The sequence below is a fragment of the Paenibacillus tabacirhizosphaerae genome, assembly GCF_040812395.1.
GTDB lineage: Bacteria > Bacillota > Bacilli > Paenibacillales > NBRC-103111 > Paenibacillus_E.
Genome location: NZ_JBFNXH010000008.1, coordinates 216,292 through 232,464 on the forward strand (window position 1 = coordinate 216,292; position 16,173 = coordinate 232,464).

15 protein-coding genes are annotated in these 16,173 nt (G+C 41.0%); 13 read left to right on the forward strand and 2 right to left on the reverse strand.

Annotated features, from left to right (window positions below; translation table 11 throughout):
* Positions 1–142 precede the first annotated feature (142 nt).
* Positions 143–2,452 (forward strand): bifunctional diguanylate cyclase/phosphodiesterase, encoded by a 2,310-nt coding sequence (locus ABRS97_RS16450; RefSeq protein WP_367815635.1) that lies wholly within the window; start codon positions 143–145, stop codon positions 2,450–2,452.
* Between the two features lie 90 nt (positions 2,453–2,542).
* Here the strand turns inward: ABRS97_RS16450 and ABRS97_RS16455 are convergent, their stop codons facing one another.
* Both ABRS97_RS16455 and ABRS97_RS16460 read right to left on the reverse strand, forming a co-directional pair.
* Positions 2,543–3,349 carry a histidinol-phosphatase gene (locus tag ABRS97_RS16455; protein WP_367815637.1) on the reverse strand — a complete coding sequence of 269 codons (807 nt, stop codon included), beginning with the start codon at positions 3,347–3,349 and terminating at the stop codon, positions 2,543–2,545.
* A gap of 17 nt (positions 3,350–3,366) precedes the next feature.
* The gene (locus ABRS97_RS16460) at positions 3,367–4,269 is read right to left on the reverse strand and encodes a LysR family transcriptional regulator (RefSeq protein WP_367815639.1); all 903 of its coding nucleotides are present in this window, start codon (positions 4,267–4,269) and stop codon (positions 3,367–3,369) included.
* Positions 4,270–4,521: 252 nt separating this feature from the next.
* Here ABRS97_RS16460 and ABRS97_RS16465 point away from each other — a divergent pair, with 252 nt between their 5' ends.
* The 12 genes from ABRS97_RS16465 to ABRS97_RS16520 all read left to right on the forward strand — a co-directional run.
* On the forward strand, positions 4,522–6,051 hold the full coding sequence (locus ABRS97_RS16465; RefSeq protein ID WP_367815641.1) for an MDR family MFS transporter: 1,530 nt from the start codon (positions 4,522–4,524) through the stop codon (positions 6,049–6,051).
* A 14-nt stretch (positions 6,052–6,065) separates the two neighbouring features.
* Positions 6,066–6,644, forward strand: a complete 579-nt coding sequence (locus tag ABRS97_RS16470; protein WP_367815643.1) for a PadR family transcriptional regulator — start codon at positions 6,066–6,068, stop codon at positions 6,642–6,644.
* Between the two features lie 581 nt (positions 6,645–7,225).
* The gene (locus ABRS97_RS16475) at positions 7,226–7,396 is read left to right on the forward strand and encodes a hypothetical protein (RefSeq protein WP_367815645.1); all 171 of its coding nucleotides are present in this window, start codon (positions 7,226–7,228) and stop codon (positions 7,394–7,396) included.
* 94 nt (positions 7,397–7,490) lie between these two features.
* Positions 7,491–7,973, forward strand: a complete 483-nt coding sequence (locus tag ABRS97_RS16480; RefSeq protein WP_367815646.1) for a hypothetical protein — start codon at positions 7,491–7,493, stop codon at positions 7,971–7,973.
* A gap of 76 nt (positions 7,974–8,049) precedes the next feature.
* Positions 8,050–8,316 (forward strand): hypothetical protein, encoded by a 267-nt coding sequence (locus ABRS97_RS16485; protein ID WP_367815647.1) that lies wholly within the window; start codon positions 8,050–8,052, stop codon positions 8,314–8,316.
* Positions 8,317–8,346: 30 nt separating this feature from the next.
* On the forward strand, positions 8,347–8,694 hold the full coding sequence (locus tag ABRS97_RS16490) for a hypothetical protein (RefSeq protein WP_367815648.1): 348 nt from the start codon (positions 8,347–8,349) through the stop codon (positions 8,692–8,694).
* A gap of 176 nt (positions 8,695–8,870) precedes the next feature.
* Positions 8,871–10,025, forward strand: coding sequence for a M48 family metallopeptidase (locus ABRS97_RS16495; protein ID WP_367815650.1), 1,155 nt, complete (start codon positions 8,871–8,873; stop codon positions 10,023–10,025).
* Positions 10,026–10,209: 184 nt separating this feature from the next.
* Positions 10,210–10,338 (forward strand): hypothetical protein, encoded by a 129-nt coding sequence (locus ABRS97_RS16500; RefSeq protein WP_367815652.1) that lies wholly within the window; start codon positions 10,210–10,212, stop codon positions 10,336–10,338.
* A complete protein-coding gene (locus ABRS97_RS16505; protein WP_367815654.1) occupies positions 10,320–10,490 on the forward strand; it encodes an ankyrin repeat domain-containing protein in 171 nt (56 codons plus the stop codon). Before ABRS97_RS16500 ends, ABRS97_RS16505 begins: the two co-directional genes overlap by 19 nt.
* Positions 10,491–10,850: 360 nt before the next feature.
* Positions 10,851–11,348: a CPBP family intramembrane glutamic endopeptidase gene (locus ABRS97_RS16510; protein WP_367815670.1), complete on the forward strand. Its 498-nt coding sequence runs from the start codon at positions 10,851–10,853 to the stop codon at positions 11,346–11,348.
* A 290-nt stretch (positions 11,349–11,638) separates the two neighbouring features.
* Positions 11,639–14,755, forward strand: coding sequence for a S8 family serine peptidase (locus ABRS97_RS16515; protein WP_367815655.1), 3,117 nt, complete (start codon positions 11,639–11,641; stop codon positions 14,753–14,755).
* A gap of 100 nt (positions 14,756–14,855) precedes the next feature.
* Positions 14,856–16,173 (forward strand): S8 family peptidase (locus ABRS97_RS16520; protein WP_367815657.1); only part of this gene is annotated, 1,318 nt, incomplete at its 3' end.

Consider the following 16,173-nt stretch of genomic DNA (forward strand, 5'->3'; position numbering starts at 1 on the left):
TTTTTTTGTTCTCATATGGATGATCACAGGGCGGGTTGGTATGGTAATTTGAAGAAATTCCCGGAGATGTCTAAAAACAAAGGGTTTTTTTGACGATAACAGAAATGAACAATAGAAATTGTTCGGCGGGGAGTAGAGAAGAATGAGAGCAATATATTACACGACGATCACTTTAGTATTTGTTATATTGATTTCCTCTGTTGAAGTCGTCATCCGAAATTACCAAAACTCGCTGTTTCAGGGGCTTAAAACTTCAGAGGAATCCCAATTGTTCTCGCGAGCTCTCGCTCTGGAATCGGTTGTTCAGAGGAATTTCAATCTCATGGCTAGCTTGGAAGCTTATGTTGAGGCGGGATATTTACAAGGCAAAACCGATCAAGAAATCATGAGTTATTTGACCTTACTATATAATGGCGTCGACAGCTCTGCTTTTAACCTATTAATTGCCCCCAAGGGTATTGTCTCCTATGTGTATCCGCTGCAAGGAAACGAGAGCTTTGTGAACTGGGATTTATTGAATGACCCGCGGGTCAATGTACAAGAGCAAATTCATCGGGCATTAGAGACGAAAAAAGCAACTGTAGACGGTCCGTTTAAACTACTCCAGGGCAATAGCGGCATAGTGGCCAGGAAACCCCTTTATGATAACTCTGGTTTCTGGGGTTTCGTTTCTGTCGGATTGGATCTGGACAAGCTCTTGATGGATGCGGAGATAAAAGGGCAGGACAAGGGGAACCTTCAGCTGGCGATTCGTAATGTTGGCCAGGTTGCCTTTTATGGGGATGACCGCATTTTCCAAATGAACTCGATTCGCACTACGGTTACTTTCTCTGACCTTAAATGGGAGCTGGCAGCACTGCCGCAGAACAGCGCGATTCATAGTATCGATCAACAAATTACACTTATCCGCATCGCCTACTTGCTCGTTTTGATGCTTGGTTTGCTTTTCTATTTGTATATTGTGAGGCAGCGGAATCATCTGAGCCGGGTTGTCATGGAGCGCACCCAAGAGATCCTTGAGGCGAATGAGCATCTCATGGCGATGAACGAGGAACTGAAAGCCGGGGAGCAGGAATTGCTCCAGTATACGGAACGGCTGCAAGAATCGGAGCAAAAGCTTTCGTATATTGCCTATCACGATGTATTGACGGGCATTTATAATCGGGCGCACTTTCAAACGCTTTTAAAAGAGCAGATTAATTATGTTTGCGATCAGACTTGCTCGCTAGCTGTGTTATTTTTTGATCTGGACAATTTCAAAATGGTCAACGATACGCACGGTCATCACACGGGGGATTTGCTGCTTCGGGAAGTCGTAAACCGAATTCAACAGGCAGATCTTGCTTATCATACCTTAGCTCGATTCGGCGGCGACGAGTTCGCCATGCTGCTCACAGATTGCCCGGACGAGCAAGATATTCGGAATGTTTGCGAACGTTTGCTTGGCTTGTTCAAGAAGCCTTGCATGATTGAGAACCGATCCTTTTTTGCCAGTATGAGCATAGGCATTGCGCAGTATCCGCAAGGGGGAACGACATGGGAAACGCTGCTGAAAAATGCGGATATGGCTATGTATATAGCGAAGAAGGAGACCGGCAGCTCATATATATTTTTCAATCAGCAAATGGAAAATAACTCATTGACGAAGCTCCAGATGGGCAATCATTTAAGGCAATCGATAGAACGCGGCGAATTGGAAATTATGTACCAGCCGCAAGTCGATTGCATACTTGGCAAAATTGTTGGCGTGGAGGCACTCCTGCGTTGGAAACATTCAACGATGGGCTATATATCGCCAGCTGAATTTATTCCACTGGCTGAAGAAATCGGCATGATCGTGCCGATTGGCGAGTGGATTTTACGTGGTGCCTGCTTGCAGATGAAGGCATGGCACAACTTGCTGGAGCAGCCTTTGGCAATTTCGGTCAATTTGTCCGTGAAACAGCTGCATGATGAGCGGTTTGTCGATAAAGTGCGTCTCATTTTGAAGGAGTCGGGCCTGGAGGCTAATTATTTGGAAATGGAAATCACGGAAAATGTCGCGATGAAGGACGAGCAGTTGGATGCCCTTCGTCGTCTGCGCGGCTTAGGCATTGCAATTTCTGTTGATGATTTCGGCACTCATTATTCTTCGCTTAGCTACCTGAAGCGATTCCCTGTTACCAAAATCAAGCTGGACCAATCCTTTGTCCGCGGCGTTCAATCGGATGACAAAGACAGGGCCATGATCAAAGCGATTATCTCTGTAGCGAACTCCTTCCAGCTGGAAATTATTGCAGAAGGCGTGGAGACGGAGGAACAAGCAAGCTTCCTTGTTAATAATGGGTGCAGACACATTCAAGGCTATTATTTCTTCAAGCCGATGAAGGCCGATCAAGTGATAGAGGTACTCGGGCGAAGCCTGCATGACAAGCTTCATTTTATGGAAGCGGCGTCTGCCGGAGAAGAGTAAAACAAAAAAATCTCCATGCTTATCGAACATAAGCAGAGGAGATTTTTTTCTGTAGGAAGCATACAGACGAGAAGTCTTGTGCCATTTCTTCTATAACGGAACAATCTGTTTCTGTTTATTTTTAAAGTAAACCCAATGCTTGAAGCCAATTTCTTTCAGCTTTGCGCTTACTTCATTCCAATCGTCGCCAACACGACTAGGAATGTGAGCATCCGATCCGAAGGTGACTTCTACGCCGTGATGCAGGGCTTGCTCAAGAATTTCAACGGACGGATACCAGCCTCCGACATCTTTGGTTTTGCCTGACGTATTAATTTCAATCGCAACGCCGCATTCGCCGATCACTTTGAGCGTCTCGTTGACCTTTGGTGTGGCAATGTCTGAGAAGGATGGGTAGAATCCTTTCATGGCGTCGATATGCCCAAGGAACTGGAACATGCCAGAGCGAGCAGACTCCTGAATGAGTCGGTAGTACTCCTCTTTCTGCTCGACTTTCTGCACGTCGGAAAGTCCATTCCAGCGTCTGCGGTTAAAGATGCTGACGCCGCCGGATAAATGAACAGAGCCAATGATGTAGTCGAAAGGATATTTCGCATATTCATGGCGATAAATGTCAGCATGCTCAGGAAAGAAATCCGATTCTACCCCGAGCAGCACATCGATTTTGCCTTCATACTCTTGTTTTAATTGAAGAACTTCCTCGATATAGCGGGGAAATTCGCTTTTGGCCATCGCGATCAAGGGCTGTGCTTGATCTTGCGAGCTGCCGAAGTAGGGCGAGTGGTCAGAGATGCCGATAACGTTCAAACCGCCGGCAATGGCTGCCTCAATGTAGTCGCGAATCTTGTTCTGAGCGTGTCCGCAGCGGTCGTGATGGGTATGCAGGTCGAATTTCATATGTAAATAGGCCTCCTTCATTCAGATCCGAGAAATTGGGTTTCCGGCATTCCCTTCAAGTCCCGAAGGAATTGCTGCATGGCCGAATTCAAATAACGGCCCGATTTATATACTACACCTACGGGATGGGTATTATCCAGTTCATTCACTTTCAGCATCTTCAGGGTGCCGTGCCGCAGTTCATCAGCGACGGAAAGCTTGGATATGATCGCTACGCCTAGGTTTAATTCCACCATGCGTTTCACCTCTTCGCTGCTGGACAGCTCCATAACGATATGCGGCGATACCTCATAGGCGGCAAAAATTTGATCGACGAACCGTCGTCCCGCCGTTTCCGGGGAGAGCATAATGAAGGGAATATTCCGAAGCTTATCGATCGATAAATGTGAAAAACGGCTGAGCGGATGCATCGAAGATACAATTAACTCAAATGTATCGTAGTATAAGACAGATGTTTCCAGCGACTGATTTTTCTCAAACAAATAAGTGATGCCAATATCAATCTGGCCATTATCTACACTTTGCATAATTTGCGAAGACGTCATGGAATGAATCGTTGTCTTGATCAAAGGGAATTGGTCTTGGAAGTAAGAGAGGACCCTTGGCAAGATTTGCATGGCGATAGACGTCGTTGTTCCAATGTGAATATGTCCCTGAGGCGTTTGGTGCAAGTCAACTAGCCGCTGTTTCAAGTCACTGGCTATACGTAGTATTTTCTCCGCATGTTCCAAAAATAATTTGCCGCTGTCCGTCAAGGTGACAGGCTGATTGCGGTCGATCAATATCGTCCCGAATTCATCTTCTAAGCTTTTGATTTGCGCGGAAACAGCAGGTTGGGTCAAATTAAGAATTTCCCCAGCTTTTCGAAAACTCATCGTTTTCGAAATGGTAAGCAGCGTCTCCAACTGGTTCATATTCATGAGAAAACTCCTGCCTGTATGGAATAGGTACAAATAAAATTTATCGAAATTGTAAAGAATATAAAATCCTTTTCTAACTTCATTATATGATAAGTAAAGGGCTGTAGGCAACGATGGGTATAAAGTGAGAAAAGTGGATGTAATCTAAAGGCAGGAATAAATGGGTATAGTTGTTTTCTCTATTGCCAATTACTCAAATTTGAATATAATAATTAATATAATTTATAACTATATGGACAAAGGAGAGTATTCATGTCTTTATCACGTAAGTCAAATCCGACATGGACCGTCGTCGGATTAATGCTGGGCCTACTGCTAGCTTCGCTTGATCAGACGATCGTTTCGACGGCCATGCCGACTATTGTTTCAAAATTGGGCGGTTTTAATCAATTCGTTTGGGTATTTTCAGCGTATTTGATCGCTAATGTGACGGCGATGCCGATCTTCGGCAAATTGTCCGACATGTATGGACGAAAGCTGTTTTTCCTTATTGGGGTCATTGTGTTTATGGTTGGTTCTGCGCTATGCGGAACAGCTTCATCCATGACCCAGTTGATTGTCTACCGTGCCATTCAAGGCATCGGGGGCGGCGCGTTAATGCCGATTACATTTGCGATTATTTTTGATATTTTCCCTCCCGAGAAACGCGGGAAAATGCAAGGTCTGTTTGGAGCAGTATTCGGATTGTCGAGTGTGCTCGGACCGATTATCGGCGCGTATTTCACGGACCATGTGACGTGGGAATGGATTTTCTTCATCAATCTTCCGCTTGGCGTCGTTGCCTTGCTGTTAATCATTTTCTCTTATCACGAGTCCGTGGAGCACAGCAAAGCGAAGATCGATTGGGGCGGTACGATCCTGTTAACAGCGTCGATCATGTCCTTAATGTTCGCCCTGGAGCTTGGCGGTAAAGACTATGCATGGGGCTCCATGCAAATCATTGGTTTGTTTGCAGGTTTTGTTGTTCTGCTTGGCATATTCATTACGATAGAGAAATATGCGGCTGAGCCGATCGTGCCTTTGGACCTTTTCAGAAATAGGCTGTTTACCTCCAGTATGGGTGTAAGCTTTGCTTACGGCGCGGTTCTCATCTCGGCGGGAACGTATATTCCTTTGTTTATTCAAGGTGTATTCGAAGGCTCGGCAACGAGCGCTGGCACTGTTTTGACGCCTATGATGTTAGGAGTTGTCGTCAGCAGTGCGCTTGGCGGCCGGTTTATCGGCAAATACGCTTACCGGAATGTGCTGCTCGTTTCAGTGGTTCTTCTCATCATCGCCACCTCCCTTCTGGGCGGAATCTCCATTGATTCGAAGCGGTGGACGATCACCGTATTCATGATTCTATTAGGTCTGGGAATTGGCGCCTGCTTCCCGATTACTTCCATGTCCGCTCTCCATAAGGTTGACTTCCGTCGCAGGGGAACCGTGACTTCGCTCGTTGGTTTCTTTCGTTCCGTAGGGTCAGCTATTGGTGTTGCCGTGTTCGGCAGTGTGCAGGTGAATATTCTGAAGGACAAAATGCTGGCGGCTGTCCCCGACCCTGCGTTGGCGGAAAATATGAAGGACGCGCGTGTTCTGCTGCAGCCTGAATTTCGGGCTAAAATTCCGCCAGAGGTACTGCATAAGCTGATTACGGCTTTAGCAGACTCCATCGCGGTCGTCTTCCAAACGACAATCATACTGGCTGTCATTGGCCTGATCTTCATTCTTTTCATGGGCAACGCGAAGTTGGAGATTGGCAAAGCGCCTGTTAAAGACGCAGCGCCTGCAGCCGTGCACTAAGGAGGCAGGAGCAGATGTCAATGAAGCTCGTTATTCTTGGACTGCTGATGGAAGCCAATCGGCACCCGTATGAAATTCGGCAGATCATGAAAGAACGCGGCATGCATAATTACATGAAAGTGCAGGATGGCTCGCTCTATTATGCGATGGATCAGTTGAAAAAGGACGGATTCGTAGAAGCGCTTGAAGTGGTGCGCGATACGAATCGTCCCGAGAAGACAATCTATCAAGTGACCGATGCAGGCAAGAAGAAATTCCAAGAATTTCTGATGGAGCAGCTGCACGAGGAGATCTGGTATTACCATCCGCTTTATGTTGCATTGCCTTTCACGGTGCATGGGGATCAGAATAAAATTGCTGAAATCCTCGAGCACAAAATTATGGCGCAGAAAATCGTTATGCAGAGAGCGAAAAGTGTTTATGAGGAGCATATAGGCACCGTTCCGCGCGTTGTTTTGCAGATGATGGTTGGCACCTATAAGCGGGCTTTTATGGAGCTGAAATGGCTGGAGCAGCTGCATCAGGACGCTTCTGAAGGCCGATTGCAGGAGAAAGGGACTCCGCTCGACGTAGATTGGGATCGGATTGAATAAGGGAAAGCCGTTAGAGTGGAGCGGTGAGACGACCTTTTTAACGCGTTGGTAGAGAAGATCACCATTCTCTCGCCAACGCGTTATTTATTTACCCTGAAAATTGGACTGGAAATTGAGGAAATCATCGAGTAACCGACTGCACAAGCAACCAATTGCGATAAATGGCATGGATCGATTCGATGCTGTTCGCTCGTTATAATTCCAAAGTATTTATTTTCAAATAAAGCCATTCCTTTTCAGCCGATCTGATAATGAACAGCATCTTTATGGAACAATGTGTTTTGCTGCTCCACGATGATAGATAGATCATCAAACCTCTTACGTAAGCCTTTTAAAATCCATTCAGGAAAATCCTCCAGGGTCACACCTTCCTTCCCATTGTTTAAGTGTGTGTATGTTAACTCTGATGGGAGGGGATGGCAAGTTGTTAACTCCTTCTGACTTTAAACAATATCAGCTAATCCTCACTCGCAATTTATGGTATAATTTAACTATTCTAACAATTTCAACATTACAAAGATTTAAGGATATTGGACATTAGATAAAAAGTATTAAAAAGTCTTTCATAAGGGGATATCAACATGACGAAGCAATATGCAATCGATATAGCGAAAAAGCTTTTTAGAGAAAATAATAAATCATACTTTGTAATCCAAGATCCCGAATCGAATGAGTTCAAGGTAGTGGATAAAGAAGAATGGGATGCAAAGGATTTAAACCCTTATGTCGTATTCAGTATTGAAACGGATTAAATCTAGTGTATGTTGGAGCGCTGGGGAACAAGAATGGTAGGAGTATTTTCATTTTCGATCAGCATACAGCAAATGAAAAGATAGCAACGAAAAAATGCTGGGATTTAATGAATCCTTCGTAAGTATTTCTGAAGATATGTATTATTTAGGGCAAGTGACAACTGATTGGACTATTTTATTAAATGAAGAATTTAATTGGAAAAGTATTGCTGATTTCGCAGTCGGGTTGTCCAAACATATAACTTATTCTTTGATTTCTATTGGTTATTTTGATGATTGTGTTTTTGAACTCAATGTGTTCAGTCATGGATTACATATTACAAAGAAACTTGTTTGTGGTGAAGGCACTGCTGAGGATTATGGATTGGAAATAGTTAATGGTGATCTCGTAGCCTTAGTAAATACTTTAGATATTAAAAGTGATGTGAAGGTGTTGGAAGAGATACTTGAGAATGATGTAATGGATGTAATAGAACCTCTTGAAGAAGAATTTGCTACAGTTATGTCTATAAAAGCAGATTGGTTTGATAGCTTTGAAGAGGAAGTTAAATCGAAATTTGCGAAAGTCATTTTGTAATGTCAAAACGAACTAATTTTAATTTAATGAAAGCACGATTTTATTGCAAGTAATGAGTTTTTATGGAGTTGATGGAATGAATGAATTAAAGAAGCAGGCGTACAAGATGCTTATTTACTTAGCCTTCCTAGACATTAAAAATAGCGGAAGTTTTAATCAGGAGAATTCCTATAGAAATGTACGAATTGCCCATGCATTCCATAACCTTGCAGAATCCTTGGTGGTTGACTTAAAAGATTTTAATGAGGAAAATTTTTGGAACACAATTGAATCATTGGAGAAGCAGTTTGACTTGTACAACTACAGAAAAGCATTTAACGATGCTATCAAGGATAATAAATGAAAGAGCAATTTTATATAAGGATGAGGAATTATGAGTGCAAAATCAAAGAGAACAGTATTGATAAAGGTAAGTTATTTGTTGAATTTAGAGGAGAAAGATGAAGAATTGCTCAATTTACTCGATAAAATTAGCAGAAATATTTCGTATGACCAAAATATAGAAATTGATAATGAAATTAAGAATATTAAGTGGATTGAAACTTCTAAATTAGAACTAAACCCAAATAATATGAATTGTGGAAAATGTTATAATTGTGAAACGTGGACTACTGATAGAGAAAAACCTAATCCTATTATGGAATTATGTAATGGTGCAACTATTGACGGAAAACTCTTATGTGATGAATGTTTACCTGAAGATCATAGATGGGCGTTTTAATAAAACATGGATTTCATCAAGTTAACAACTGGCTGAGGGGAGATAAATGTAATGATAAATAAACATGGAATTGTAGAAATATTAATAATAATATAAACACCAACTTTCTGGTAGGTATGTGAAACGAGTTGCAAAATTGTTTTTTATATATAGCAATAACTTTTTAGGAGGTAAGCGTGCAAGCAGAAAAGTATTTGTCTAATAATCAGGCTTTTGATAGAAAGATTCGGAGCAAATATCTATTATTTGTACCTGGATTATATGCGTTGTTCTTATTTTCCATAATTATTATCACGTTTGTCGGCTATGGGATTGTTTATGTATTCGAAACCTTCATTCCTCCCACTATTGCAATATTTCTAATTGGAGCTTGTATTGGGGTTGGGTGCGGTGTTCTTTTTGGTTTCTATTCTGTCCTAGCTGGATTAATCAGATCAATTTTCCCAAGACCACAATTTGAGGTTGCAGTAGCTATTAATGAAAATGAGGAACCCGAAATATATCGAGTTGTTCGGGATATTTGCAGCCAAATGGGGACACAAATGCCAAACCACATTATTCTTAATGCTAGGAGTCGCTTCTATGTTACAGACGCATCATTGTGTCTACCTAATGGGACGATAAAAGGTAAGATACTTAGCTTGAGTTTGCCAATGTTGGATTTTTTAAAATTAAATGAACTTTATTCCATAATTAGTCACGAGATAGCTCATTTTACGGGTTGGGATACAGATTTCAGTAAAAAAGTATCTCCAGTATATAACGGATCGCTAACTACGCTAAAGCATCTATTTCATGGGACAGTATCAAATCGATCTGATCTGGCTCCCTTTATGTTGCTCCCATCACTTATTCCGATGTTCATTCTCCGTTCTTATTTAAAATGGTTTCATGAAGTGATGTTAGTCGTTTCAAGAGCACGAGAATATCGAGCTGATACATTAGCCGCGCAAACCTGTGGTACTCGTTCTTATACTAGCGCCTTAGAAAAAATGCATAGTATAAACGTTGTTTTTGAAAAGGTTTCAATGCACCACTTGACGGGAGCATACAAAGAAGGTCGTGGAATCATCAACTACTATGAGGTCTTCCGCCAATCATATGATAACCTGCAGGGGGAGATTGCTCAGGAATTGCAGTATTCCTTAAATAGTAAATCTTCTCGGGACGATACTCACCCTACACTAGGGGAGAGATTATCACATTTGCCTAATGATGTGGACAACAAGGTATCGATTTCTAATGATCTAGCTTCTACTTTGCTGATTCATTCGGGAAAATATGAGCGTTTTTTATCCGATGAGTTGTCTTATTATCTAAATAAAAGTTGAGGCGAGATATGACTCAAGTAACAGATATAACAAATGATTTACTCAGTTCGGTAATTGAACTAGTAGCAAAAGATAGCATTAAAAGAGAAGATTCATTGATTCGAGGGTTCTTTTCAGGGCTCTATTATAGGGGGCATAAGAATGCTTGCATTTGTTCAAGTAAAAACAATGTAGGAGGTCTGGTATGAATAATAAAAATCACAATATTTTTATAGCTGCTGCTGTGGGCGACTTCGAATATATAGAAAACTCTATATCAAAAGGTATGGATATGAATAATGTGAGTGAAACGGGTTGGACTTTACTGATGTAGAAAATGAAAGAATAGAAATGGTTGAATTCCTGCTTAATCATGGAGCTGATGTTGATATAAAGGATAATCGAGGATTATCCCCAATAGTTATTGCGAAATCATATGATTCCGAGAAAATTATTCAATTTCTGGAACAATATAAACGAAACTAACAGTATTGGTTTTATACAGAAATCACCAGATTTTTAGTGTGCAGAGAAGAAAAGTTTGATGAAATTTGGTTTTGGGATTTTCTGAAAAAGAGACTTCCCGATAAATATGAATTCTATCATAAAATATTTAATGAGACTCTGCAAAAATAATCCATTTTAAGAGGATAATTCGATTTGACAGCTATTAGATGAAGGAGTTTGTTTGTGAGAAATGAGTTCAAAGTTCGCATATTTTCATTAATCATAATTTTATTGGTTTCAATATTCCCGCTTATTGTAAATTCGATATATCTCTTTATCACAGATAATGTTACGGCGTATAGCTCTGATTTGAGATTTATTTTCAGTATTATATGGGAAATGCTTTCTCTAGGAGCACTTTATTTGGTCTTGAGAAAGCAAGGTCGAGCCTTTAAAGATATAGGCTTCGAGTTTCGGAAAATTGATATATTACATGGATTCCTGCTTTATTTTGGCATCTATATTGTTTACATAATTGCTCTTACTATCGCACCGAATTTTTCTGAGGCACCTAAAAACATTGATTTTTTAAAAACGAATATATCAATATTCTACTTTGTATTCATCATGATAAATCCTTTTTTTGAAGAATTAATTGTCAGGGCATATACAATAACTGAATTGAAGTATCTGATCAAAAAAGAAGAGATGTTAGTTCTTATAAGTACATTAATCCAGACTTCATATCATTTATATCAGGGATTAATACCTGCGCTGTATGTAGGGATTATGTTTTTCATTTTTTCAATTTATTTCGTGAAGAGTAGGAAAATCGTCCCAGTTATTATAGTGCACTTGTTCTTTGACCTCATGGCAATGTTACATTTCGGAAAATAGAGAACCGTTGTTTCGTAACTTAGTGAAAATACTAATTCGTCTCGATTATATCCCTTTCACGGTCGCGACACCAATGTGGAATGCGTGGTAAGGATATATCGGGCAGACTAGTCGATTAGTATTTGTATCTATAATAGCCCTCTTTAAAGCTGAGAGGGCTATTTTCATTCTAAAAATTTATACAAAATTTACTAATTTTCACTTTATTCGACAATATATCTCAGAGATAAGGCGGCTTTTGTACGGTATAGTAGATTCTGATGGAACTAAATACCGAAAGGAGTCAGTATATGACTTGGAAGTGGAGAAAGAAATTATCGAGTTTAGTTTTGGGTTCGGTATTAATGGGTTTATTGCCAGTTTGTGGTGTTTCCGCCGTTACCTTACCACCAACCGATGAAGGAATTTCAACAACCAATTGGTCTACTTTAGGCGAATCAATTCGCCCTCTTAGTGATGTTGCTGCGACTACAATAGCTTCGACGGAATCCACTCAATCATCTGCTATTGAAGATGAGCAACGAGTTATCATTACTTTCAAAGACAAGAAAAAGGTTGCTAAATCACTCATCAAGGGTAAAGTCAAGAGGCAGCATAAGTACTCCCCATCCATTTCCGCCAAGATGACCTCTAAAGAAATTGAAAATCTCAAGAAAAACACAGATGTACAATCGGTTGAGCCGGACATTCAGCTTCAAACAGCCTCGCAAACAATGGACTGGGGCGTGTCTGTCGGCAATGCAACTTATGCATGGAACAATGGATTTACAGGTAAAGGCGTTAAAGTTGCAGTCTTAGATTCTGGAATTGATACCCATCACGAGGATCTTGTTGTAGCAGGTGGAGCTTCATTTGTTGACTATACAACCTCGTATGATGATGATTTTGGTCATGGTACTCATGTGGCTGGAATTATCGGGGCTAAAAACAATGATGTAGGTGTTGTTGGAGTAGCGCCTGATGCAGATTTATACGCAGTCAAGGTGTTGGATTCAACTGGCAAAGGTTATTTATCTGATGTTATCGCTGCTATTGATTGGGCGGTGGACAACCATATGGATATTCTCAATATGAGCATGGCGACTAGCGTAGATTCACCAGCTTTTCATAGTGCTGTTGATCAGGCATATGAAAGTGGATTATTACTTGTTGCTGCGGCGGGAAACACAGGGAATGCTGAGGGGACTGGGAATACGATTCAATATCCTGCTAAGTATAGCTCTGTGATCTCTGTCGGGGCTGTTGATCAGAATAATCAAAGAGCAACATTTTCAGCAACGGGAAGTGAGCTTGAGGTTGTAGCGCCTGGGGTGGGGATTCAAAGTACATATTTGAATAATGGGTACTCGACTCAAAGTGGGACGTCAACTGCTGCATCGTTTGTTTCAGGGGAGTTGGCATTGTTAAAACAAGCTAGACCTTCGGATAAAAACGGAGAATTTCGGATGAAGTTAAAAAAAGAGATGTCCCCAATTAAAACTCCTTCAGATGTAACGGTGAGTCAAGAAGTTTACCAAAATGATCTTATTCATTCGTCGAGTTTAGGGAATTCAATAAAACGTACTCTTAATGGACAAGTTACTCCGGAGGATGACACATACTTATGGCCTAGCCTAATAAATGCAAAATCCATTTCATATAACTTAGGGGTTCGATATGTACTATATAATGATGGGACATTAAAACGTACTCTTGAAGGACAAGGTGCTTTGGGAGATGACACGTACTTATGGCCTAGCCTTATAAATGCAAAATCCATTTCATATGAAAGAGGCCTTCGATATGTACTATATAATGATGGGACAATAAAACGTACGCTTGAAGGACAAGGTGCTTTGGGGGATGACACAAACTTATGGCCCAGCCTTATAAATGCAAGATCCATTTCATACAATTCAGGGAATCGATTTGTCTTATATAATGATGGGACAATTAAGGGGGCATACGGAGGATATGCGCTGCAAGATGACACAAACTTATGGCCTAGCCTAATAAATGCAAAATCCATTTCAGTTGACAGAGGCCTTCGTTATGTAGGTTATTTTGATCAAAACCCTACCATATCTAACTTATTAAATAATAATCAAGTTGTTTATAAAGGTGGGTCTGGCAATATCATTACTCTCACAGGTAATGTAAGCGACCCTGACAATGATAACGTCACAATCAGTGCAACAATTGCCGGTATCACCAAGTCAACAACCATTTCAAATACATTGACGTCTAAATCATGGACTTTACAGTGGAATGTAGATTCTGACAATTTAGCTGCCGGCTCATACAGCAATGTAACTGTAGTAGCAAATGATAATCTTTGGGGGACAGCTAGTTCGACCTACACGGGGACAATCGTCATTGATATAATACCTAATCAACCTTCAGCTCTACTTCCTGGATCTTTGAGCATCGACGCTTCACTCGTAGCAGTAGCAGTAACTACTCTGAACTGGACATTTACTGATGTTGATGCAGGGGATACACAGTCTGCTTATGATGTTCAAATTTACAAAGCTACTGGGCTTACTGACTGGTTTTACTCAGAATTAACTCAAGTTCATGATTCAGGCTGGGTTTACTCAGGAGCATCAAGCTATACTATTCCTTATGGGAAATTATCTCGAGGGACAACCTATAGATGGAGAGTAGCAGTTAAGGATTCTAAAGGCGGTGTTTCTGCGTTCACGCCATTTTATTACATAAAGACAAATAACTTACCAACACTGTCTATCACTTCGTACACAGACGGACAAGCACTCTCCAGCAATGTTTTAAACTTTACATGGACTTACGCAGACGCTGATGGACAAACACAAAACAGTTACCGAATTCGGGGGTCGAAAGATAACTGGACCACGATTGCTTATGACTCTGAAGCTAGAACAGGTACAACAACATCTTTTCAAACCCCAGTACTTACTGAAGGAACCTGGAGTTTCGAAATTACAGTAAATGATGGGCTTGAATGGTCTGACCCTGCTGCCAGAAGCGCCCTAACCATATCAAAGACGCCAGTCGAAACTCAAGCTCCGACTGCCCCAACAAAACTGCTCATCACAAGTAAAACGGCTAACTCTGTAAGTCTCTCTTGGACAGCATCTATCGATAATGTTGGTGTAACAGCATACATTGTATATAACGGAAGTACACAGATAGGGTCAACAAATAATATTAACTACACGGCTCAAAATTTAGCGGCTAATACGCTCTATGCCCTAAAAGTTACGGCAATAGATGCAGCAGGTAATGAATCACAAGCAAGTAATACGCTTTATTTTTATACAGGTATTTACGAGTATCACTATGATGTTACTGGACGAATAGATTATCTTCTATTCTCATCGGGGCAAAAATTAAAGTATAAATATGATGCTAACGGTAATCTTTTTAATATTCAAATTCAGAAATGAAATTAAGTCGCTCAAACATAGATTATGTTGCACTTTTCGGTTCGTAAAACAAGCCCTGATTTATGTAATCCAAGAACAAATATTTATATTGGAGGTAAGTATGAAGAAAAAAATGATTCCATTCATGTTAAGTCTGGCCATATTATTTTCACTCATTTCTCCTGCATTTGCAGCGGCACAAGATTCTGTTCAAAAAAACAATCCCAGAGATAAGTCTCTTGCTGGCTCTTACATCATCAAATTTAAGGATGCTGAAAAAGGTAAGCAAGCTTTAAACAAACGAACCAAACGCGGCTTACAGCAGGAGAATCAAGATAAAAAGTTTAAGCATTTCTCTTCTCATATCACGACGACTCTTTCTTCTGCCGAAGTAGAAGAGTTAAAGAAAGATTCTAATGTAGCTTACATTGAGAAGGATAGCGTCGTTAAGAAAACAGGGGATATCGTTACTCCGAACTTGAATCAAATCCATGTTCCTGAAGTTCAAAATCAAGGGGTGGACGGTACTGGCGTCAAGGTCGCAATTTTAGACACTGGTATTAACACACACTCTTCTGAACTTCACGTATCTGGAGGAGCTTCTTTTGTAACCAATGATACATCGTTAGACGATGCCAATGGTCACGGTACATTTATGGCTGGAATTCTAGCTGCATTGAAGGATGAACATGGTCTCGTAGGGGTCGCCCCCAATGTCAACTTGTACAATGTAAAAGTCTTAGATTCCAATGGAGAAGGTACGTACAGTCAGGTCATTCAGGGGATTGATTGGGCCATTGACAATCACATGGACATCGTGGCGATGAGTTTTGCTGGAACCGAGTACTCATCTGCATTGGAAGAAGCCATGCAACTGGCTTTTAACAATGGTATTCTACTTGTTGCCGCAACTGGAAATGATGGTGCAAACACAGTCTCCTATCCGGCAAAGTTGCCATCGGTTATTGGTGTTGGCGCTGTTGACGGTAGCAATCAACTCGCAGCGTTTTCTAATACGGGCGCAGGGGTAGAGCTTGTTGCTCCGGGAGTGAATATTCAGGGCTTGTCATTAACGGGTAGTAACTATATCACGATGAGCGGCACCTCGATGGCAGTACCTCAAGTTGCAGGCGTTGCTGCACTGATTAAAAGTCGGAATTATACTTATACCAATCAAGATATTCGTCAAGCATTGGATGGTAGTGCTACTGCTCTAGGTAATCCGAAGTTGTTTGGAAAAGGTTTAGTCAATGCTGCAGCTATACTGAACATCCCTGCTGCGAGTAATCCAACTACAGTTACAGGCGATGTGTATGGCGGTACAGTAACACAATCTGTTTATGATTCGGTTTATATTGAACAGAGGAAACATGAAATAAGTATTAAATTCGATGTGACAACTACTCTAATTGATGAAAAGTTGATGAAAGGCTACGCAT